Origin of the sequence: Caenimonas terrae (genome assembly GCF_042655405.1) — a bacterium.
Taxonomy (GTDB): domain Bacteria; phylum Pseudomonadota; class Gammaproteobacteria; order Burkholderiales; family Burkholderiaceae_C; genus Ramlibacter; species Ramlibacter terrae_A.
This window is the reverse complement of record NZ_JBHSMF010000003.1, coordinates 77725-98755: the sequence shown is the minus strand read 5'-3', so window position 1 is coordinate 98755 and position 21031 is coordinate 77725. Positions and strand designations below refer to the sequence as shown.

At 70.9% G+C, this 21031-nt stretch carries 19 protein-coding genes; 11 read left to right on the top strand and 8 right to left on the bottom strand.

The features are described 5' to 3' along the window. Nucleotides 1–5: 5 nt before the first annotated feature. Nucleotides 6–254, bottom strand: coding sequence for a hypothetical protein (locus tag ACFPOE_RS04920; RefSeq protein ID WP_376848901.1), 249 nt, complete (start codon nucleotides 252–254; stop codon nucleotides 6–8). A gap of 177 nt (nucleotides 255–431) precedes the next feature. On the opposite strand from ACFPOE_RS04920, the gene ACFPOE_RS04915 reads away from it, so the two are divergent. Genes ACFPOE_RS04915 through ACFPOE_RS04905 form a run of 3 tightly spaced genes read left to right on the top strand, consistent with a single transcriptional unit; the run spans nucleotide 432 to nucleotide 6304 of the window. Next, nucleotides 432–3644: an efflux RND transporter permease subunit gene (locus tag ACFPOE_RS04915; RefSeq protein ID WP_376848900.1), complete on the top strand. Its 3213-nt coding sequence runs from the start codon at nucleotides 432–434 to the stop codon at nucleotides 3642–3644. Nucleotides 3645–3650: 6 nt separating this feature from the next. After that, nucleotides 3651–4871, top strand: coding sequence for an efflux RND transporter periplasmic adaptor subunit (locus ACFPOE_RS04910; protein WP_376848899.1), 1221 nt, complete (start codon nucleotides 3651–3653; stop codon nucleotides 4869–4871). After that, nucleotides 4868–6304 carry an efflux transporter outer membrane subunit gene (locus ACFPOE_RS04905; RefSeq protein ID WP_376848898.1) on the top strand — a complete coding sequence of 479 codons (1437 nt, stop codon included), beginning with the start codon at nucleotides 4868–4870 and terminating at the stop codon, nucleotides 6302–6304. The genes ACFPOE_RS04910 and ACFPOE_RS04905 overlap by 4 nt, the downstream gene beginning before the upstream one ends. 6 nt (nucleotides 6305–6310) lie before the next feature. Here ACFPOE_RS04905 and ACFPOE_RS04900 read toward each other — a convergent pair whose 3' ends face one another. The 4 genes from ACFPOE_RS04900 to ACFPOE_RS04885 form a co-directional block, all read right to left on the bottom strand. Beyond that, entirely contained in the window at nucleotides 6311–6625 is a 315-nt protein-coding gene (locus ACFPOE_RS04900) for a plasmid stabilization protein (protein ID WP_376848897.1), read from the bottom strand. 208 nt (nucleotides 6626–6833) lie between these two features. Beyond that, on the bottom strand, nucleotides 6834–7463 hold the full coding sequence (locus ACFPOE_RS04895; RefSeq protein WP_376848896.1) for an alpha/beta hydrolase family protein: 630 nt from the start codon (nucleotides 7461–7463) through the stop codon (nucleotides 6834–6836). Next, the gene (locus tag ACFPOE_RS04890) at nucleotides 7460–8392 is read right to left on the bottom strand and encodes a dihydrodipicolinate synthase family protein (RefSeq protein WP_376848895.1); all 933 of its coding nucleotides are present in this window, start codon (nucleotides 8390–8392) and stop codon (nucleotides 7460–7462) included. Before ACFPOE_RS04890 ends, ACFPOE_RS04895 begins: the two co-directional genes overlap by 4 nt. Further along, nucleotides 8389–9240: a YecA/YgfB family protein gene (locus ACFPOE_RS04885; protein WP_376848894.1), complete on the bottom strand. Its 852-nt coding sequence runs from the start codon at nucleotides 9238–9240 to the stop codon at nucleotides 8389–8391. Before ACFPOE_RS04885 ends, ACFPOE_RS04890 begins: the two co-directional genes overlap by 4 nt. Here ACFPOE_RS04885 and ACFPOE_RS04880 point away from each other — a divergent pair. Both ACFPOE_RS04880 and ACFPOE_RS04875 read left to right on the top strand, forming a co-directional pair. Next, on the top strand, nucleotides 9239–9679 hold the full coding sequence (locus ACFPOE_RS04880; protein WP_376848893.1) for a helix-turn-helix domain-containing protein: 441 nt from the start codon (nucleotides 9239–9241) through the stop codon (nucleotides 9677–9679). The genes ACFPOE_RS04885 and ACFPOE_RS04880 overlap by 2 nt on opposite strands. Before the next feature lie 131 nt (nucleotides 9680–9810). After that, entirely contained in the window at nucleotides 9811–10758 is a 948-nt protein-coding gene (locus ACFPOE_RS04875) for a cation diffusion facilitator family transporter (protein ID WP_376848892.1), read from the top strand. A gap of 26 nt (nucleotides 10759–10784) precedes the next feature. Here the strand turns inward: ACFPOE_RS04875 and ACFPOE_RS04870 are convergent, their stop codons facing one another. Continuing rightward, nucleotides 10785–11690 carry a Fe-Mn family superoxide dismutase gene (locus ACFPOE_RS04870; RefSeq protein ID WP_376848891.1) on the bottom strand — a complete coding sequence of 302 codons (906 nt, stop codon included), beginning with the start codon at nucleotides 11688–11690 and terminating at the stop codon, nucleotides 10785–10787. 225 nt (nucleotides 11691–11915) lie between these two features. Here ACFPOE_RS04870 and ACFPOE_RS04865 point away from each other — a divergent pair, with 225 nt between their 5' ends. After that, nucleotides 11916–12305, top strand: coding sequence for a response regulator (locus ACFPOE_RS04865; RefSeq protein WP_376848890.1), 390 nt, complete (start codon nucleotides 11916–11918; stop codon nucleotides 12303–12305). Here ACFPOE_RS04865 and ACFPOE_RS04860 read toward each other — a convergent pair. Next, complete coding sequence (locus ACFPOE_RS04860; RefSeq protein ID WP_376848889.1) at nucleotides 12263–13888, bottom strand: ArnT family glycosyltransferase; 1626 nt, start codon at nucleotides 13886–13888, stop codon at nucleotides 12263–12265. The genes ACFPOE_RS04865 and ACFPOE_RS04860 overlap by 43 nt on opposite strands. A gap of 115 nt (nucleotides 13889–14003) precedes the next feature. Between ACFPOE_RS04860 and ACFPOE_RS04855 the strand changes: the two genes are divergently transcribed. From ACFPOE_RS04855 to ACFPOE_RS04840, 4 genes are read left to right on the top strand one after another with little or no spacing between them, the layout of a single operon-like run. Then, nucleotides 14004–14264: a hypothetical protein gene (locus tag ACFPOE_RS04855; RefSeq protein WP_376848888.1), complete on the top strand. Its 261-nt coding sequence runs from the start codon at nucleotides 14004–14006 to the stop codon at nucleotides 14262–14264. 58 nt (nucleotides 14265–14322) lie between these two features. Continuing rightward, nucleotides 14323–15522, top strand: a complete 1200-nt coding sequence (locus ACFPOE_RS04850) for a DUF3734 domain-containing protein (protein WP_376848887.1) — start codon at nucleotides 14323–14325, stop codon at nucleotides 15520–15522. Continuing rightward, nucleotides 15519–16268, top strand: a complete 750-nt coding sequence (locus tag ACFPOE_RS04845; RefSeq protein ID WP_376848886.1) for an acetoacetate decarboxylase — start codon at nucleotides 15519–15521, stop codon at nucleotides 16266–16268. Before ACFPOE_RS04850 ends, ACFPOE_RS04845 begins: the two co-directional genes overlap by 4 nt. A gap of 41 nt (nucleotides 16269–16309) precedes the next feature. Then, entirely contained in the window at nucleotides 16310–17092 is a 783-nt protein-coding gene (locus tag ACFPOE_RS04840) for a 3-hydroxybutyrate dehydrogenase (protein WP_376848885.1), read from the top strand. A gap of 19 nt (nucleotides 17093–17111) precedes the next feature. Here the strand turns inward: ACFPOE_RS04840 and ACFPOE_RS04835 are convergent, their stop codons facing one another. Then, entirely contained in the window at nucleotides 17112–18542 is a 1431-nt protein-coding gene (locus ACFPOE_RS04835; RefSeq protein ID WP_376848884.1) for a DUF3943 domain-containing protein, read from the bottom strand. Nucleotides 18543–18653: 111 nt separating this feature from the next. Between ACFPOE_RS04835 and ACFPOE_RS04830 the strand changes: the two genes are divergently transcribed. After that, complete coding sequence (locus ACFPOE_RS04830) at nucleotides 18654–21014, top strand: DUF3482 domain-containing protein (protein WP_376848883.1); 2361 nt, start codon at nucleotides 18654–18656, stop codon at nucleotides 21012–21014. The last annotated feature ends 17 nt before the right edge of the window (nucleotides 21015–21031 follow it).

The window sequence follows — 21031 nt, the reverse complement described above, 5'->3', positions numbered from 1 at the left end:
CGGACTCAGGAGAGGGTGGTTTCGCCGGCGCGCGCCGGCGGGATCTGGTGCGCCATGCTGGCGGTCTGGGCCGAATGGAACAGCGCGGTGGTGGCGGCCCGCACCGCTTCCACCTTCTCGTACATCGCGGCGATCCGCGCCGGGTCGCGGCCGCTGCGCGATTCGCTGACGAAGTTGCGCTCCAGCATCCGCAGGCGCAGGTAGGAGCGGCGCCAGCGGATGAAGGTGTCTCTGAAGATGTCCTTCTGGTCCATGGGCGGATTCTAGGCACGGCGCCGGCGCGGCGGGACTCTTTCTCTGTAGGCGCCGGCGCCGAGCGTGACAAGTTGCCGGCCGCGGGCCCGCGGGTTTCGTCGCTGTCCAGGCTCAACTTTACGCAGGCGGCATCGTGTGATCTCTTATCATCCCTTGTCTCCCCAAGCGGTGTTCCGATGTCGATGGTCAAGCTGGCGCTGCAGCGCCCCTATACGTTCATCGTGATGGCGATGCTGATCGTGATCTCCACGCCCTTCGTGCTGTGGAACATGGCCACCGACATCTTTCCGGAAATCAACATTCCGGTGATCAGCATCATCTGGAGCTACAACGGCCTGCCGGCGCAGGAGATGGGGCAGCGCATCGCCTCCTCCAGCGAGCGCGGGCTGACCACGGTGGTCAGCGACATCGAGCACATCGAGTCGACCTCGCTGGCCGGCATCACGGTGATCAAGGTCTTCTTCCAGCCGACCGCCAACATCCAGACCGCGATCTCGCAGGTCGTCGCCTCGATGCAGACCCAGGTGCGGCAGCTGCCGCCCGGCATCACGCCGCCGCTGGTGATCAAGTACTCGGCCTCCAGCATCCCGGTGGTGCAGCTCGCGCTGTCCAGCGGCACGCTGCCGGAGCAATCGGTGTTCGACGCCGCGGTGAACGTCCTGCGGCCGCAGCTGGTCACGATCCCGGGCGTGGCGATCCCGTTTCCCTACGGCGGCAAGGTCAAGGTGATCTCGGTGGACCTGGACACGCAGGCGCTGCAGGCGCGCGGCCTGGCGCCGGCCGACGTGGTCAACGCCATCGGCGCGCAGAACCTGATCCTGCCCTCGGGAACCGCCAAGCTCGGCGACTTCGAATACGGCGTGCGCATGAACGGCTCGCCCGAGGCGATCGCCGGCCTGAACGAGCTGCCGGTGCGCAGCGCCAACGGCGCCACCACCTACCTGAGCGACGTCGCCTTCGTGCGCGACGGCTTCCAGCCGCAGACCAACGTGGTGCGCCAGGACGGCGCCCGCGGCGTGCTGCTGTCGGTGCTCAAGAACGGCGGCGCCTCCACCCTGGACATCGTCTCCAACCTGCGGGCCATGCTGCCGCGGGCGACGCAGGCGATGCCGGCCGACATCAAGGTGACGCCGCTGTTCGACCAGTCGGTGTTCGTCAAGGCCGCCATCAAGGGCGTGGTGGCGGAGGCGCTGATCGCCGCCGCGCTCACCGCGCTGATGGTGCTGCTGTTCCTGGGCAACTGGCGCAGCACGCTGATCATCGCCCTGACCATCCCGCTGTCGATCCTGGCCTCGATCCTGCTGCTGTTCGCGCTGGGCGAGACGCTCAACCTGATGACGCTGGGCGGGCTGGCGCTCTCGGTGGGCATCCTGGTGGACCAGGCGATCGTGACCATCGAGAACATCGAGCGCCACATGCACCTGGGCCGGCCGCTGCGCGAGGCGATCGAGGTCGGCGCCGGCGAGATCGGCGTGCCGGCCTTCGTCTCCACCCTGTGCATCTGCATCGTGTTCGTGCCGATGTTCTTCCTGTCGGGCGTGGCCCGCTTCCTGTTCGTTCCGATGGCCGAGGCGGTGGTGTTCGCGATGCTGGCCTCGTACTTCCTGTCGCGCAGCCTGGTGCCGACGCTGGTGATGCTGCTGATGGACAAGAGCCACGGCGGCGGCGCCGGCGCGGGCGCGGGCGCGGGCAACTCCCCGCTGCAGCGGCTGTACAAGGCCTTCGACCGGCGCTTCGAACGGCTGCGGCGCGGCTACGCGCTGTCGCTGTCCACGCTGCTGGTGCACCGGCGCCGCTTCGGCCTGCTGTTCATGGCGTTCTGCCTGCTGTCCTGCCTGCTGTACCCGGTGCTGGGGCGCGACTTCTTCCCGACGGTGGACGCCGGCCAGATCCGCCTGCACATGCGCGCCGCCACCGGCACCCGGATCGAGGAGACGGCGCGGCTGGCCGACGCGGTGGAAGTGGCGATCCGCGAGCTGGTGCCCAAGTCCGAGCTGGAAACCATCCTGGACAACCTGGGCGTTCCCAACAGCGGCATCAACCTGTCGTACAGCAACGCCGGCACCATCGGCACCTTCGACGCCGAGGTGCTGCTGTCGCTGCGCGAAGGCCATCGCCCGACCACGCACTGGATCAGCCTGCTGCGCAGCGAACTGCCCCGGCGCTTTCCGGGCGTGGAGTTCTTCTTCCAGCCGGCCGACATCGTCACCCAGATCCTGAACTTCGGCCTGCCGGCGGCGATCGACGTGCAGTTCACCGGGGCCAACCTGGCGGCCAATGCGGAACTGGCGGCGCAGCTCACCCGCGAGATCCAGAAGGTCCCCGGCGCGGTGGACGCCCACGTGCACCAGCGGCTGGACGGCCCCAGCCTGGCGCTGCAGATGGACCGCACCAAGCTGCAGCAGATGGGGCTGTCGGCCGCCAACGTCGGCCAGAACGTGCTGATCGCGCTATCGGGCAGCTCGCAGACGGCGCCGGCCTTCTGGCTGGACCCACGCAACGGCGTGGTCTACAGCGTGGTGGTGCAGACGCCGCAGTACCAGGTGGACTCGCTCGACGCGCTGCTGAACATCCCGGTGGGCAACGCGGCGGCCGCCGCCGGCTCCGGGCAGCTGCTGGGCAACCTGGTGGAGGCGCGGCAGACGCGGCAGCTGCCGGTCGTCTCGCGCTACAACATCACGCCCGCGATCGACGTGTATGTCAGCGTGCAGGGCACGGACCTGGCCAGCGTCGCCTCGCGGGTGCAGGCGCTGGTGGACCAGGTCAAGCCGAAGCTCGCGCGCGGCAGCCAGGTGGTGGTGCGCGGCCAGGTGCAGACCATGCAGTCGTCCTTCATCGGCCTGGGCCTGGGGCTGGCGATGGCGATCGTGCTGGTCTACCTGCTGATCGTGGTCAATTTCCAGTCGTGGATCGACGCCGCCATCATCATCATGGCGCTGCCGGCGGCGCTGGCCGGCATCGCCTGGATGCTGTTCATCACCGGCACCACGCTGAGCGTGCCGGCGCTGACCGGCGCCATCATGACGATGGGCGTGGCCACGGCCAACTCGATCCTGGTCGTCGCCTTCGCCCGCCAGCAGCGCGAAGCCGGCTCGGCGCCGCTGGCCGCGGCGCTGGAGGCCGGTGCCACCCGCATCCGGCCGGTGCTGATGACGGCGCTGGCGATGGTGATCGGCATGATCCCGATGGCGCTGGGCCTGGGCGAAGGCGGCGAGCAGAACGCGCCGCTGGGACGCGCCGTGATCGGCGGCCTGCTGTTCGCCACCGTTTCGACCCTGTTCTTTGTGCCGGTGCTGTTCGCCGGCGTGCACCAGTGGCTGGCCCGGCGCAACGAGCGCAGCCATCCGCTGCTCGCGCCGGCCGCGCCGGTGCTGCCCCAGGAGGGCTGATCCCCGATGTCCCACGAGAGCCATTCGCAGCTTGCCATCCATTCGCCCGAAGCCGAGGGCGGGACGCTGCTGCAGCGCCAGCAGGTCGGCCGCCGCACCCGCCTGATCACCATCGTCGTCCTGGTGCTGCTGGCGCTGGGCGCGGCGCGCACCGTCGTCAGCCGGATGTCCAACGCCCGGGTGCTGGAAAACGATGCGCGCGACCAGGCCCAGGTCTACGTCAAGACCACGCAGGTCCGGCGCGCCGGCGCGGCGCAGACCCTGTCGCTGCCCGGCACGCTGCAGGGCTTCATGCAGGCGCCGGTGGCGGCGCGCAGCGGCGGCTACCTCAAGCGCTGGACCCGCGACATCGGCGCCCGGGTGGACAAGGGCGAACTGCTGGCCGAGATCGAGACCCCCGAACTGGACCAGCAGCTGACGCAGGCCGTGGCGGCGCGCCAGCAGATGGCCGCCAGCCTGGAGCTGGCGCGGACCACCGCGGAGCGCTGGGAGGCGCTGCGCAAGCGCGATGCCGTCTCCCAGCAGGAACTGGACGAGCGCCGCAGCGGCTTCGTGCAGGCCCGCGCCAACCTGGCGGCGGCCGACGCCAACGTGGAGCGGCTGCGCCAGCTGCAGGGCTTCAAGCGGGTGGTGGCGCCGTTTGCGGGCGTCATCACAAAGCGCAACGTCGACGTCGGCGACCTGATCGACGGCAGCGGCAAGCCGCTGTTCCTGCTGGCGCAGACCGATCCGCTGCGCGTCTACGTCAGCCTGCCGCAGGCCTATTCGCAGCTGGTGCGCACCGGCCAGCCGGCGACGGTCACGCAGGCGGAGCTGCACGGCCGCAGCTTCCAGGGCCAGGTGGCTCGCACGGCGGCCTCGATCGACAGCGCCAACCGCACGATGCAGGTGGAGATCGCGCTTCCCAACAAGGACGGCGCGTTGCTGCCCGGCGCCTTCGTGCAGGTGGCGCTGCCGCTGGCTGCCAGCCAGGCGCTGGCGGTGCCGTCCAACGCCCTGCTGTTTCGCGCCGAGGGCACGCGGGTGGCGGTGGTGGAGCCGGGCGGCGTGATCCGCCTGCAGACGGTGAAGCTGGGCCGCAATTACGGCGAGAGCGTGGAAGTGACCGAAGGCCTGGCCGGCGGCGAGACGCTGGTGCTCAACCCGTCGGACTCGCTGGCCAATGGCGACAAGGTGCAGGTCGGCGCCCAGGCGCCGGCCGCCCAGGCGCCGAAGGCCGCGCCGTGAGGGCGGGGCGCCTCGCCCTGTGCGCCGTGGCGACGGCTGCGGCGCTGGCCGGCTGCGCCACCGCGCCGCCGTACCAGCGGCCCCAGGTCACGCTGCCGGCGCAATGGAAGGTGGAGGCGCCATGGCGCGAGAGCGCCCCCAGCGACAGCATCGCCCGCGGCCCGTGGTGGCAGCGCTTCGGCGACCCGCAGCTGGACGCGCTGCAGCAGCAGGCGATGGCGGCCAGCCCCACCGTGGCGGTGGCCGCGGCACGGCTGGCGCAGGCCCGGGCGCAGGTGAACGCGGCGACGGCCGGCCTGTTCCCGCAGCTGTCGCTCAATTCCCGGGTGGCGCGGCAGCGGATCTCGGCCAATCGCCCGCTGACCAATTACGCATCGGCGAACCAGACCACGGTGCAGAACGACTACCAGCTGTCCTTCGGCGTCGCCTACGAGGCCGACCTGTTCGGCCGGGTGCGGGGCGGGGTGGACGTGGCGCAGGCGACGGCGCAGCAGTCGGCCGCCGATGTCGAGAACGTGCGGCTGGTGCTGGCCTGCGACCTGGCGGCCAACTACTTCAACCTGCGCGAGCTGGACATCGAACTGGACGTGCTGGCGCAGTCGATCGCGCTGCAGCGGCGTGCGCTGGACCTGGTGACGTCGCGCCACGACCTGGGTGCCACCTCCGGCCTGGAAGTGGCGCAGCAGCAGGCGCTGCTGGACACCACGCTGACGCAGGTGGACGTGCTGCGGCGCCAGCGCGACCAGTTCGAGCACGCCATCTCCACGCTGGTCGGCACGCCGGCGCCGCTGTTCGCGCTGGCGGCCGAGACCACGCCGCGCAATCCGCCGGCGCTGCCGCTGGGCGTGCCCTCGGACGTGCTGGAGCGCCGGCCCGACGTCGCCTCGGCCGAGCGCGCCGTCGCCGCCGCCAACGCGCAGATCGGCGTGGCGCGCGCCGCCTATTACCCGAGCATCATCCTCAATCCCGTCCTGGGCGCGGACACCAACACGCTGGCGAAGCTGTTCGACGCGCCCAGCCTGCTGTGGTCCCTGGGCGCCTCGCTGGCGCAGCCCCTGTTCGATGCCGGCCGCACCGATGCCAACGTGGAGGCGGCGCGGGCCGGCTACGACGCGGCCGTCGGCACCTACCGGCGCGTGGTGCTGACGGCCATGCAGGAAGTGGAAGACGGCATCACCGGCAGCGCCGCGCTGGACCGCGCGCTGGCGCAGGCGCGGCAGGCGGTGGCCAGCGCCGAAAAAGTGCTGGCGCTGGCCAACGACCGCTACGAGGGCGGCGTCGCCAGCTACCTGGACGTGATCAGCGCGCAGCAGTCGCTGCTGAACGCCCAGCGCCAGGCCGCGCAGTTGCTGGGCCAGCGGCTGCTGGTCTCGGTGTTCCTGGTCAAGGCGCTGGGCGGCGACTGGGCGGGGCCGGGCGTCGCCGCCCGCTGAGGCCGGTCAGCGCTTGGCGGCAGCGGCGTTGCGCTTGCGGGTGGCCGCGGCCTTCTTCGCCGACGCCGAGCGTTCTTCCGGCGAGCGTGCCGCCGAGGCACGGCCGCCGAGCTTGCCGCCCTTGCGCGAGGAACTGGTGTCCATCGCCTTGCCGCGGCCCGAGCCGCTCTTCTTGCCGCCGCCGGTTTCCTTGTTCACCGTGGCCCAGGCGCGGCTTTCGGCTTCTTCCTTGCCGACGCCACGGTCCTCGTAGCCTTCCTCGATGTGTTCGGCCATGCGCTTTTGCTTGTCGGTGTAAGCGGACTTGTCTCCACGGGGCATGAGAGTCTCCTTGCGATGCCATTGACGATGCACCGGAGCGTAGGGCGGGTGCGGCAGGGCGCTTGTAGGAAAAGCAAAAGACGTGGGTGCGGATTCGACTGACGTCCAGCAACGGCGGTCATCCCGGGCTTGACCCGGGGTCCATCCTTCTGCGCGCCGCGCGGGCGTGGCCGGAAGCCGGTTGGCGCGGACAGGTCTGGATCCCGGGTCAAGCCCGGGATGACATCCACGCCGCCATGGTGTCGGCGAGTTCGTCGATCACCTGGGCGTCGGTGCGGCCCGAACGGGCGAGGACGTGGAAGGCGTGGTCGGCGCCGTCGACGATGTGCAGGGTGGCGCGCTCGCCGAGTTGCTGCGCCACGCCGCGCACCAGCTCCAGCTCCGCCAGCGCGTCGCGCGTGCCCTGCAGGAACAGCATCGGCAGCTGCACGTCGGCCAGGTGCTTCGCGCGCTCCACCGACGGCTTGCCGGCCGGATGCAGCGGAAAGCCGACGAACACCAGCCCGCGCACGCCGGGCAACGGCTGCAGCGCCTGGGCCTGCGAAGTCATGCGGCCGCCGAAGGATTTGCCGCCGGCGAACAGCGGCAGGCCCAGCAGCCGGCTGGCCGCCTCTGCGACCGCGGCGCGGACGGCGGCATGCGCCACAGCCGGTGGATCGGGGCGCTTGGAGCCCTGCTCCATGAACGGAAAGTCGAAGCGCAGGCTGGCGATGCCGCGCCCGGCCAGCGCTGTGGCCAGGGCCTGCATGAAGGAGTGCTTCATGCCCGCGCCGGCGCCGTGGGCAAATACGTAGCCGGCCCGGGCACCGGGCGGCGCCTCGAGCAGGCCGGCACTCACAGCTGCGCGCGCTTGTCGTGGCGGGCCAGCCGCCGCAGCAGCTGGTCCACTTCCTGCTGCGTCGTCGTCGACATCGGCGCCGCCGGCTTGCGCTGCGCGGCGGACGCCAGCAGGCCGCGCTTCATCATCACGTACTTGCGTACCGCCAGGCCGACGCCGGGCTGCTGCTCGTAGCGGATCAAGGGCAGGTGGGCGTCGAACAGGTCCTTGGCCTCGTCCTTGCGGCCGGACGAATGGAGGCGGACGACGTCGCACAGCATGTCCGGAAAGCAATAGCCGGTGTTGGCGCCGTCGGCGCCGCGCTCCATCTCGTAATCCAGGAACAGCCCGCCGTTGCCGCACAGGATGGAGATGTGGCGCATCGAGCCGTCCCGCTCGTAGCCGCGCAGCGTGCTGATCTTTTCCAGCCCCGGCCAGTCCTCGTGCTTGAGCATCGCGCAGGACGGCACTTCCATCACGATGCGCCGCACCACCGAAGGCGCCATCTGCACGCTGAAGGTCAGCGGATAGTCCTGCAGCACGAAGGGCACGTCGGCGCCGATGGCCTCGGCCGCCTGCTTGTAGTAGCCGACGATCTGGTCGTCGGTGCGCAAGGTGTTGGGCGGCGCGATCATCACGCCGGCCGCGCCCGCATCCATCACCTCGCGCGTCAGTGCGCGCATGGCGGCAAAGCCGGGCGCCGACACGCCGACGACCACCGGAATGCCGGCCGCGCGCGCGATGAACTGTTTCGCAATCGCCACCGATTCGGTGTGCTCCAGCTTGGGCGCTTCGCCCAGCTGGCCCAGCACCGTGACGCCGGTGGAGCCGCAGGCCAGGTAGAAATCGATCAGCTTGTCGATCGACGCGGTGTCGATGCGGCCGTCGTCGTGGAAGGGCGTGGGGGCGATCGGGAACACGCCCTTCGCATCGCTGGTCAGCCTGGTCATGCGGGTGGCTCCGGCAACGGGGCGGCGCCGCCGGCGCCATGGCATTTCTTGTATTTCTTGCCGCTGCCGCAGGGGCAGGGGTCGTTGCGCCCAGGCTCCGGCTCCTTGCGCACGGTGGCCACCTTCGGCCCCAGGCTCTTCCAGAGCTGGCGCAGGTCGTAGGCCGCCCAGATGGCGGCGCCGAAGTCGTCCAGCCGCTGTTCGCTGACGCTGGGCGGGCCGTCCTCGGCGTACATCGAGATCGACGGCTCGCCCTTGTCGTCCTCGCTGAGCGCGACGATGGCGTTCAGCGCGTTGTCCAGCATCTCGGCGGCGTCCGCGTCGCGCGGCGGCTGCCAGTCCTCGGGCCAGGCCTCCACCGCGTACATGAAGCCCAGGGCCCAGACCTGGGCGAAGGAGGGCACCTCCTCCATCGCCACCTCGGCCCGCTCTTCGTCGGGCATGGCCAGCAGGGCGCCGCGGGTGTCCACCACTTCGGGCTGGAAGGTGCGGTCATCGTCCAGCGTCTCCACCGGCGCATCCAGCGCCGCGGCGATCTCGTCCCAGCGCTGGCGCCAGCGGGCCACGAATTCCATGTGGGCCATCGGCTTGAAGTCGTCGCCCAGCAGCACCGGCCAGTACTCCTCGGGCGGCACCGGGCGCCGCATGCAGACCAGCGCGGCCAGGAAGCCCTCGCAGAACTCCCACTGGGGGATTTCCTCGCTGCTCTCGCGCAGGAGATCCAGCTCGGCGTCCAGGGCATCGAAATCGTCGGCGTCCAGCGGCTTGGGCGCGGGTAGGGTGGTCAAGACAGCAGCTCCAGGGGTGGCTGGCCATTTTATGGCTCTGTAGCAAAATCGCGGGACCATGCCGAACATTGCAAACCTGCTCAAGGAAGAGATCGCCCGGGTCGCGCGCAAGGAAGTTCGCGCGGAAACCAAAGGCCTCAAGAACGCCATCGCCCCCTACCGGGCCCAGATCGCGGATCTGAAGCGCCGCACCCGCGAGCTCGAGCTCCAGATCAAGCGCCTGGGGCGCGTGACGGCGAAGGTGGCGGCGGCGGCGCCGGGGGAAGAGCCGGACCAGCGCCACCTGCGCTTCAGCGCCAAGGGACTGGCCACCCAGCGCCGGCGGCTGGGCCTGTCGGCGCAGGCCTTCGGGGCGCTGATCGGCGCGTCCGGCCAGTCGGTCTACAAGTGGGAAGAGGGCAAGACCCGCCCGCGCGCCAAGCACCTGCCGGCGATCGCCGCGCTGCGCAGCATCGGCAAGAAGGAAGCCGCGGCGCGGCTGGCGGCGTTGGGCAAGTAGCGGCTGCGCCACGGGGCCGGCAGCGCTGGCTAAACTGCAGGCTCCTTTCCTTTCATTCCGGAGTCCCTGCATGCTTTTCCCGGCAACCCTGCGCTCGACCGGCGTCATGCCTGGCGCGCCGGGCTGAGCGCGTGGCCGATTCCTCCTCCAAGACCGTCGTCTACGCGGCGCTGGCCGGCAACCTGCTGGTGGCGCTGACCAAGGGCGTCGCCGCGGCGCTCAGCGGCAGTTCCTCGATGCTCAGCGAGGCGGTCCATTCGCTGGTGGACACGGGCAACGAGCTGCTGCTGCTGTACGGCATGCACCGCGCCGCCAAGGCGGCCACGCCCGAGCACCCGATCGGCTACGGCCGCGAGCTGTACTTCTGGAGCTTCATCGTCGCGGTGCTGATCTTCGCGCTGGGCGCCGGCGTGTCGATCTTCGAAGGCGTCTCCCACATCCGCAACCCGGAGCCGGTGGAGCGGGCGTGGGTCAACTACGCCGTGCTGGGGCTGGCCTTCGTGTTCGAGGGGGTGTCCTGGGTCATCTCGCTGCGCCAGTACCGCGCCGCGATGGGCGACCTGGGCTTCTTCGAGGCCTTCCGCAAGAGCAAGGACCCGCCGTCGTTCATGGTGTTCTTCGAGGACAGCGCCGCGCTGGTGGGGATCGTGCTGGCGGCGGCAGGCACCTATGCGTCGGACAGCCTGGACCTGCCGGTGCTCGACGGCGCAGCCTCGATCGCCATCGGCCTGGTGCTGGCGGTGGTGGCGGTGCTGCTGGCGCGCGAGAGCAAGAGCCTGCTGATCGGCGAGCGGGCCGACCGCGCGCTGTCCGATTCCATCCTGCGGGTGGCCGGGGAGGTGCCCTCGGTGGCGCGCGCCAACGGGCTGATCACGGTGCAGATGGCGCCGGACCAGGTGGTGGCGATGCTGAGCCTGGAATTCGCCGACGAACTGCGCACGCCCGAGATCGAGAAGGCCGTGACCGAGATCGAGCAGCGGGTCCGGCAGGCCCATCCCGAAGTGGTCTCGCTGTTCGTCAAGCCGCAGACCCACAGGACCTACCTGGACAAGCTGCAGGAACTCGAAGCAGGGCGCTGACGGCGCCCCGGCCCCGCCGCGGCGCCTCAGCCCTTGTCCGCCAGCGGCATGCCTTCGGCCTTCCAGCCATCGATGCCGCCGCGCAGGAACCACGCCTGCAGGCCCTGCGCGCGCAGCCGCAGCGCGGTGCTGCGCCCGACCTCGTGGCCGTAGACGCAATAGACGACGACGTCGCGGTCTGCCGGCAGCGCGGCGCCCCACTGGCCGACCGCCGCAGGATCGGCCCACGCGGCGCCGGGAATCAGCTGGCTGTCCTGGTCGAAGACTTCGGCCCGGCGCACGTCCAGCAGGGTGGCCGGCGGCAGCTGGTCGCGGCTCACGCCGAACGGCTCGGTGGCCGCTGCGACGGCGAGCCGGTAGCGCTCGTACACGCCTTCCCAGTCGATGTTGCGCATGAAGGCGTCCACCCACGCGTCGGCCTTGGCGCCGAAGTCCAGGTGGTAGGCGTGCTCGTACATGTCCAGCGCCAGCAACGGCACCGCGCCGGCCAGCGCCTGCGTATGGTCGGCTGCCCACTGGTTGACCAGCGTGCCGTCGCGCGGCGAGAACGCCAGCAGCACCCAGCCGGAGCCGCCGGCCAGCGCCTTGCCCATCGCGACGAACTCCTCGCGCCAGCGCTGTTCGCTGCCGAAGTTCGCCGCCAGCGCCAGCGCCATCGCCGGCGCCATGCCCTGGCCGTCGCCGCCCAGGCAGGCGAAGTGCAGTTCGTGCAGCAGCATCGAATTGGCGGCGACCAGCTCCTCGCGCTTGAGCCCATTGAGCTGGAAGCCGGGGGCGGCGCCGAAGTCCAGGGCCGCCAGCTGCGCGCGGATCGCGTTGAGCCGCCGGACGGCGCCGCCGTAGTTGTTCTGGTGATGGCTCAGCACCAGCCGTTCGGACAGGCCGTGCAGCCGGGTGGGGTCGATGTGCAGGGGTTGGATCCGCTGTTCCATGCGAGGTCTCCTTGCCGGGCCGGGGCCCGGGATCAGGAGCAGCGCTTGGACGCCGGTGGCGTCTGGGAGATGGGGAGACTGCCCGTGTCCCCGCCCCCGATTCTAGGGGGCTTGCGCCGCCGTGCAAGGTCGCGTCCTACACGCAGCCGGCAAATTAACATTTAATGTGCGTGGTTCTCTGAAAACGGCCGCTTGCAGGAGCGGCCCGCCCGTGGAGGGGCCGATGTGACGGTAAAGATGCTGCTGGTCGAGGATCGTCCGCAAGTGTGGGGGCTGGTGCTCGACCTGCTGTCGACCGTCGGCGACTTCACGCTGGCCAAGGCGGTATCCACCGAGGCCGAGGCGAATCTCTGGCTGGAGGAGAACCCTGGGCAGTGGGACCTGGCGGTGGTCGACCTGGTGCTCGAACAGGGCACCGGCCTGGGCGTGCTGGCACGGGCCCGTCAGCACGCGCGCGGCGCCAAGATCGTCGTGTTCAGCGAGTACATCACGCAGGGAATGCGCAAGCACTGCCTGGAACTGGGCGCCGACGAGGCCTTCCAGAAATCGACGGACACCAAGGCCTTCGTCGATTACTGCGCCGGCGTCGCGGCCTCGCGCCGGCGCGACCGGTAGCACTCCAGCGCATTGGCCACCGCGGGCGAGGTGGAGTCCACCCGCCAGAGCGTCGCGTCGCTGGCGGCGTAGCCGACGCGTGCCGCGGCCAGGAAGGGGAACTGCTCCGCGGCCTTCACCGGGCCGATCACCCAGCTGGTGCGGGCGGCGCACAGGGCGGCCGGCAGTGCCGCCTCGTTCACCAGCAGCCGAGCCGCCAGTTCGGGAGCGAACTGGCCGGCGTCGGCCAGCTCCTTGCGCCCGTTGTCCTGCACCGTGGCATCCGCCGACTTCCAGTCCTCCACCACGTGCACCGGCTCGGACAGCCCGGCGTAGACCGGCACGTCGTAATACATCTTGCCCAGCATGAAGATGGGGTCCTGCGGGGCGCGCTGCGCCACCAGCGAAGCGGACAGGCCGCGCATCGAGTTCTGCGGCAACAGCGTCACGGCCACCACGATGCCCACGCTGACGAGCGCGCCGGTGGCGACGGCCGCGTGCCACCAGCGCAGCTCGCGCCGCGAGGGATCGCCGCGCTTGAGCAGTCCCACGGCCACCAGCGCCGCCAGCGGCGGAATGGCGGGCAGCACATAGCCCGCGAGCTTGGACTGCGGCAGCGAAAAGAAGCCCACCACCAGCGCGGCCCACAGCACCAGCAACAGCCGCAGCGCGCCGTCGTCGTCCGGCCCCGCCGCCTGGCGCGCCAGCGAGCGCGCCAGCCAGGGCAGCCACGGCAGCCCGAACAGCAGCAGCAGCACCGGATAGAACCAGAACGGCTGGACGTTGTTGAAGCCGCCGGCGGCGAAGCGCTGGAAGTGCTGCACCACGAAGAAGTAGTTCAGGAAGCCGTCGAAGCGCGCCTGCATCGCCACGAACCAGGGCCCGCAGATCAGCAGGAACAGTGCCAGCCCCGGCAGCGACAGCAGCGACCCCATCGTGCGCCAGCGGCGCCGCGCCAGCAGCCACGCCAGCAGCACCAGGGCCGGCAGCACGGCACCGATCAGGCCCTTGGCCAGCACCCCCGCGGCCGCCATCGCATAGGCGCCGGCCAGCGCGCCGCCGCGCGGCAGCCCCTGCTCGAAGCTCAGGCAGGAATGGGCGGCCAGGGCGATGGTGGCGGTGATGCAGCCCGCCACCAGCATGTCGAGGTTGGCGAACTGGCCGCCGACATAGAACAGCGGCTGCGCCAGCAGCGCCAGCAGCGCGACCCGGGCGGCCCGCTCGCTGCTCCAGCGGCGCAGGAACAGGTACATCGACATGGCGGCGAGCGTCGAGCCGATCAGCGGCGCCGCCCGGGCCGCCCACTCGGACGGGCCGAACACCGCCATCGATGCAGCCGTGATCCAGTAGAACAGCGGCGGCTTGTGGAAGAAGGGCAGGCCGTTGAGTGTCGGCGTGAGCCAATCGCCCGAGCGCAGCATGCTCCAGGCGACGCTGACATAGCGGCCCTCGTCGGGCAGCATCAGCGGCCGCAGCCAGGCCGTGGCGGCCAGCCAGAGCACCACCAGGCCGGCGATCGCCGCGACCGGCAGCGTGCCCGCCACCCGGGCCCGGGCGGGGGCGGGCGCGTCGTCGGGCGCCGGCACGGCGATTCTTGTGTCCATACCCCAAGTGTCGCTCATCAGCGGCCGGAGCGGCCCGAGGCCGGGGCGCCGCCCGGGGCCATCCGCCGCGCCGCTGCGCTAAACTTTGGCGGCCACTATCGGCAGGAGGCGCGACATGAATCAGGCAGCTGGATCGGCGGCGGCGAAACTCGCAGCCTGGCAACGGGCGCAGAGCGAACTGGTCGCCCTGGAACAGGACCTGAGCGACGCGATGGTCCTGTATTCCGAATCGCGCGGGGAGCCGCCGCGGCAGCTGATCATCCAGGCCGAGCGCAAGCGCGAGGAGACGGTGCGGCTGTTCGAGGTGGCGATGGAAGCGCTCGATGCGCAAAGCCTAGCGCGCACCGGCCTGACCAATTTCGGCAGCCTGGGCTGAACGCCCGCGCCTGCCCATCGTTAGGGCTGCGGTCAGCCACGCCGTGGCGTAATGGCCCATGACAAGATCCAAGAAGACAGCGACCGCCTGGCCCGGCTCCGGGCCGGCGGCCGGTGGCGGTGTGAAGGCGCTGGTGCTGCAGGGCGGCGGCGCCCTCGGCTCCTACCAGGCGGGGGCCTACGCGGGGCTGGTGGACAGCGATGCCGACCTCGACTGGGTGGCCGGCGTGTCGATCGGCGCCATCAACGCGGCCCTGATCGCCGGCAACGCGCCGAAGGACCGGGTGCACCGGCTGTCCGAGTTCTGGCACCTGATTTCGTCCGGCCCGGGGCAGAGCCTGCCGGCCAGGTGGGGCGACCGCTCGATGCTGAACCAGTGGAGCGCCTTTTCCACCAGCATGTTCGGCGTGCCGGGCTTCTTCCGGCCGGTGGTGAACCCGGCGCTGCTGCTGGGCGGCGCGGCGCCCATGCTGTCCTATTACGACACCTCGCCGCTGAAGCAGACGCTGGAGCGGCTGGTCGATTTCGACCGCATCAACAGCGGCGGCATGCGCCTGAGCGTCGGCGCCGTCAACGTGCGCACCGGCAATTCGACCTATTTCGACAACAGCACGCACCAGATCGGGGTCGAGCACATCATGGCCAGCGGCGCCTTGCCGCCTGGCTTTCCGCCGGTGGACATCGAGGGCGAGGACTACTGGGACGGCGGCATCGTCTCGAACACGCCGCTGCAGTACGTGCTGGACACCCATGCCCGCGGCAAGCGGCTGGTGGTGATGCAGGTGGACCTGTTCAGCGCCCGCGGCGAGATGCCCACCACGCTGTCGGAAGTGGCGGAGCGGCAAAAGGACATCACCTATTCGAGCCGCACCCGCATGAACACCGACGCGCTGGCCGCCAACGTGAACCTGCAGCAGGCGCTGGCCGACCTGCTGGCGCGGCTGCCGCCGCGGCTGCGCGACGACCCCAGCGTGAAGTCGCTGCGCGGCAACCTGCGCACCGAGCCGATCGACATCGTCCACCTGATCTACCGCGACCGGCCCTACGAGCGCGACTCCAAGGACTACGAGTTCTCGCGCACCACGATGCTGGAGCACTGGGCCGCCGGCGTGCGCGACATGCGCAACACGCTGGCGCACCCGGACTGGCTGCAGGGCGCGAGCGCCGGCGGCGTCACCACCTACGACCTGGTCGAGCCGTCGGTCCTGAAGGTGCGCCGTCCGGGGATCACCGGCGACGGCACGCAGGCGGTGCAATGAACATCCAGGACGTGCGCCGCACGGCATTCGCGATGCCGCTGACCAGTCCGGCCTTTCCGCCGGGGCCGTACCGCTTCGTGCGGCGCGAGTTCCTGATCGTCACCTACCGCACCGACATGGATGCCCTGCGCGCGGTGGTGCCGGAACCGCTGGAGGTGGCGGAGCCGCTGGTGAAGTACGAATTCATCCGGATGCCCGATTCCACCGGCTTCGGCGACTACACCGAGTCGGGCCAGGTGATCCCGGTGCGCATCCGCAGCGCCGCCGGCATCGAGGACGGCAGCTACGTGCACGCGATGTACCTGAACGACCATCCGCCGATCGCCGGCGGCCGCGAGCTGTGGGGCTTCCCGAAGAAGCTGGCCACCCCGATGCTGGACTACGAGACCGACACGGTGGTCGGCACGCTGGACTACGGCAAGGTGCGGATCGCCACGGCGACCATGGGCTTCAAGCACCGGCCGGTGGCGCCCGGCCCGCTGCTGGAGGCGATCGCCCAGCCGAACTTCCTGCTCAAGATCATTCCCCACGTCGACGGCACGGCGCGCATCTGCGAGCTGGTGCGCTACTACATGACCGACGTGACGCTGCACGGCGCCTGGACCGGGCCGGCTGCGCTGGAGCTGCATCCGCACGCGCTGGCGCCGGTGGCCGACCTGCCGGTGCTGAAGGTGGAATCGGCCGTCCATTACATCGCCGACATGACGCTCGCCCTGGGCACCGTGGAACACGACTACCTCGCCTGACCGGCTCGGCCGGTCCAATTTTTCAATACGGAGAGACATTCATGCAACTCAAGGACAAGGTCGCCTTCATCACCGGCGCCGCCAGCGGCATCGGCAAGGAGATCGCCATCGTCTACGCCAGGGAAGGCGCCAAGATCGTCATCGCCGACCTCAATCAGGAGGCGGCGCAGGCCACCGCTGCCGAACTGAAGGCGGCCGGCGGCCAGGCGATCGGCGTCGGCGCCGACGTGACCGACGAAGCGCAGGTGGAGGCTGCGGTGCAAGCGGCGGTGGCGGCCTTCGGCGGCATCGACATCCTGGTGAGCAACGCCGGCATCCAGATCGTCCACCCGGTGGAGGAATTCAGCTTCGCCGACTGGAAGAAGATGCTGGCCATCCACCTGGACGGCGCCTTCCTCACGACCCGGGCGTGCCTGAAGCACATGTACGCGCAGGGCCGCGGCGGCAGCGTCATCTACATGGGCTCGGTCCACTCGAAGGAGGCGTCCGTGCTCAAGGCGCCTTACGTCACCGCCAAGCACGGCCTGATCGGACTGTGCAAGACGGTGGCCAAGGAGGGCGCCAAGCACAACGTGCGGGCCAACGTGATCTGCCCCGGCTTCGTGCGCACGCCGCTGGTGGAAAAGCAGATTCCCGAGCAGGCCAAGACGCTGGGCATCTCCGAGCAGGACGTCATCAAGAACGTGATGCTCAAGGAAACGGTGGACGGCGAGTTCACCACCACCGACGACGTCGCCGCGGTGGCGCTGCTGTTCGCGGCCTTCCCCACCAATGCACTCACCGGCCAGTCGCTGGTGGTGAGCCACGGCTGGTTCATGCAGTAGCGCCGGGGCCGCGCCGCGGCTAGCGCCAGTCCACCGTCCCGAAGCGGTCCTGCCCGAGCAGGGTGTAGAAGATGCCGACCGTGCCGCGCGTCTGGCGGCTGTCCTCGATGCCGGGGAAGCTGGCGATGCGCCGGTTCCACAGGTACTTGATGGTGATCGCGTGCAGCTTGTGCAGGCGGTGCGTCAGGCTGATCTCGGCGCGGGTGATGTTGTCGTTGCCGCCCGGTGCATTGTTGGTGGCGTGGGTGACGAAGTACTCGCGCGCCGTCAGGTCCAGCGAGGTGCGGTCGCCGTCGATCAGCCGCAGCGCCACCAGCGCCTGCGGCGTGGTGCCGTAGTGGTAGTCGCGCTCGGTGCCGCCGTGCACGGTGCCGACCGCGGAATAGCCGATGCCCGCCATCACCGAGCCCTGCACCACGAAGCGGTCGCTGGCCCGCCACTGGCCGGTGGTCCCCAGCGACAGCGCGGTGCTGGAGACGCGGAAGGTCTGGGGCGAGATGTAGTCGTAGCTGCCGTACAGGCCCCAGATGCCGCGGTAGCGGTCCTTGGCTGCGGAATACTCGCCGCCCGCCAGCAGGCCGCGCGTCATCACGGTCTCGAACACGTTGGCCGATGAGCCGGTGGCCTCAAAGGCGAAGTAGTCGAACGGCCGGCTGTAGTGGTAGCCGTCCTTGCCCGGCAGGCCGTATTCCATCGAGAAGTTGGCCTGCGCCTCGTTGCGCTTGAGCAGCGTGGAGATGCCCTGTTCGTTCTGCGCCGTGCCCATCAGGCCCAGCTGCAGCCGGCTGTAGTAGGCCGGGTTGCGGCTGGCGAAGATGGTGTCGAAGCGCTTGCCGTAGACCAGCCGGTTGAAGCCGGTGGACGGCGAGATCGCCGCCGCCGCCACTTCGCGCATCGGCCGCGGCACCCCTTCCCCGTGTTCCAGCAGCAGGCTGGCCATGCGGAACAGCGATTCGCCCAGGAAGGTGCCGCCGATGCCGGAGGCGATCTGGTCGTTGACCGAGGGCCTGGTGTTCTCGCCGAACAGCTCCCAGCCGATGCTGCCGGCAAAGGTGTAGCCGGCCGATTCCCAGAAGCCCAGGCCGGCCGAGCGGGCGAAGCCGTAGTACATCGACCCCTGGTAGGGGTGGCCGAGCTGGTTGATGTGGAAGTCGTCGGAGTCCACCGCCCAGCTGCTGCACAGGTTGCGCCGGATCGATTCCAGCGTGACGGTGTAGTCCGGGCTGCCGCTGAACGCATGGTTGTAGCGATTGAGCAGGAAGTCGAAGCCGACGATCTCCATGGCCGGGATCGAGTAGCTCTTTTCCATCACCGGCTCGACCTCGGGCACCGGCAGCTGCGAGGGCCGGGGCTTCAGGCCGTCGGCCTGGGCTGCGCACAGGGCGGGCGCCACCAGCGCCAGGGAGAGTGCGCACCGCAACACGGCCCGCGCCCGCAAGGATGTCTTCATGGCGTCTCCTGTTTTGCTTGCGGTCGATGATCGCAGAAGGCGGCGCCGCGCGGGGGTGATCGGCGCCGCGCCGGCGCCGGTCGCGTGCACTCGGCCCCGCATAATGCCGCGATGCAAGGGACTGCCAGCACGATCGCGATGGACGAAGCATCCGCGCGCCAGCTGGTGCTGGTGCAGGCCATCGAGGGCGCGGATGCGCAGGGGCGGCTGCTCGCGCCGGCCGAGCGCGAGCGGATCGAACGCGAGGCGGTGGCGGCGGCGCGTGCCTCTGCAGCAGGGGACAGCGCACCCGGCCGCGCCGCCATCGGGCGCTTCCTGCAGCGGCGCGCCGCCATGCTGCTGCAGGCCGTCGGCAGCAGCGACCGCGCGATCGCTGCGCTGCAGCAGGCCGGCCCCGGCGAGCGCTGGACCGCGACGCTCGTTCCGGTGGCGGCCTTGCTGCTGGGGATCAGCACCGACCAGGTCGCCAATCCGCACCAGGTCAACCTGCTGTCCAAGCCGCTGCTGTTGCTGCTGCTGTGGAACCTGGTCGTCTACGCGCTGCTGCTGGCCCATCTGCTGTGGCCGCACAAGGGCGGAGCGCGGCCGCCGCGCTTCGCCGCGCTGCGCCAGTGGCTGGCCGGCCTGGGCGAGTGGGGCCGGCGCCCGCGCCAGCTGCGCGCCGAGGTGACGGCCGCCTTCCTGGCGCGCTGGCAGGCGGTGAGCGGCGCACTGTACGGCCAGCGGCTGGCGCGCGTGATGCACCTGGCGGCGGCGGCGTGGGCGCTGGGGGTGGCGCTGTCGCTGTTCTTCGGCGGGGTCTGGGCCAGCTACGGCGTGCAGTGGGAGAGCACGTTCCTGTCGGCCAGCGACGTCCACCGGTTCCTCAGCGTGCTGTTCCAGCCGGTGACGGCGCTGTTCCCCTGGGCCTCGTTCTCGCTGGAGGAGGTGCGCAGCCTGCGCGTCACCGGCCCGCTGCCGCCGCTGCCCGAGGCGGGCGACAACCTGACCGGCCGGCGCTGGGTGTTCCTGTACATGGCGCTGCTGGCGCTGGTGATCGTGCTGCCGCGGCTGGCGCTGGCGGCGCTGGCCTGGTGGCGCGAACGCCGGCTGGCGCGCGCCGTGCCGATCGACACGGCCGATCCCTACTACCGCCGGCTGGTCGGCCTGCTGAGCCCGGTGCAGGTGACGCTGGTGCTGCTGGCGCATCGCGACGAGGACCGCCAGGCCTTGCGCCGCGCCCTGCGCGCTGGGCCGGACGGCACGCTGCTGCGCACCGAGAGCGGCGAGCGGCTGCGGCTGGTCGACCTGCCGGCGGATGCGACGCCGCTGTCGCTGCCCGGCGCGTCAGGGCAGGGCCGCGCGCTGCGCAAGCTGCTCGGTCCGTGGCGGCGCCGGCCCGGGCCCCCGGCGCCTGCGCTGCTGGCGGCGCGCGAGGACAGCGACGTGGTGCTGCATGTGGTCAGCGCTGCCGGCGACCTGGCCGCCGGCGCGCAGCTGCTGCAGTGGCTGGGCAAGCCGGTGCTGGTGCTGGTCCGCGGCGAGCGCGAGCTGGCCGCTGCCGGCGCCGGCGCGGCGGCGGTGCTGCCCTTCGACAGCTTCGCGCGCAGCTGGCTGCAGGAGCCCGCGCTGCTGGCTGCCATCGGCCGCTGCCTGCCGCCGCACCAGGCCGCGGGCTTCGGGGCGCTGGCGCGGGCCTGGGACCAGCGCAACCGGCTGCTGCTGCGCGATGCGATGGCGGTCATCGCCCGCCACCTGCTGGAGGCCGCGCGCCAGACCGAAGACGTCGGCAAGGCGCCGCGCTCGCTGATCAGCCTGCTGAGCCCGGGCGAGCGCGAGGCGCACGAGCGCCGCTCGCACGAGGCGATGGCGGCGGTGGTCGAACGGCTGCAGCGCTCCGATGCGCAGGCCACCGCCAGCCTGCTGGCGCTGCACGGCATCGAGCCGTCGGCGGCCGGACTGCTCAACACGCGGCTGGAGCGCAAGTTCGTGGTGCAGCAGGCGATCAGCGCCGGCCAGGCCGGCGTGGCCGGCGCCGCCACCGGCGCGGCCATGGGCGTGTCGCTGGACCTGCTCACAGCCGGCCTGACGCTGGGCCTGGCCGCGGTGGCCGGCGCCGTGGTCGGCGGCGGCGCGGCCTGGGTGGCAGCGGTCTGGAAGAACCAGGCGACGCCGGCCGGCAATTCGGTCGTGCAGCTGAGCGACGACATGCTGCAGGCGATGACCGAAGCGGGCCTGCTGCGCTATCTGGCCGTCATCCATTTCGGCCGCGGCCCGGATCTCGGCCCGGACGCCGGCGGCGCGGGCGAGATCCGGCCGCAGTGGCGCAGCGAGGTGGTGGCCGCGGTGGAGCGCCGCAGCGCCGACCTGCAGCAGCAATGGGCCGCTGCCCGCGCCGGGCGCGCCGCGCTCGATCCCGGCGCCGCGCTGACGGCGATGCTCGAGTCGATTGCGCTGTCGGTGCTGCGGCGGCTGTACCCGGACGCGCCCTGATGCCGGGGGGGTGAGGC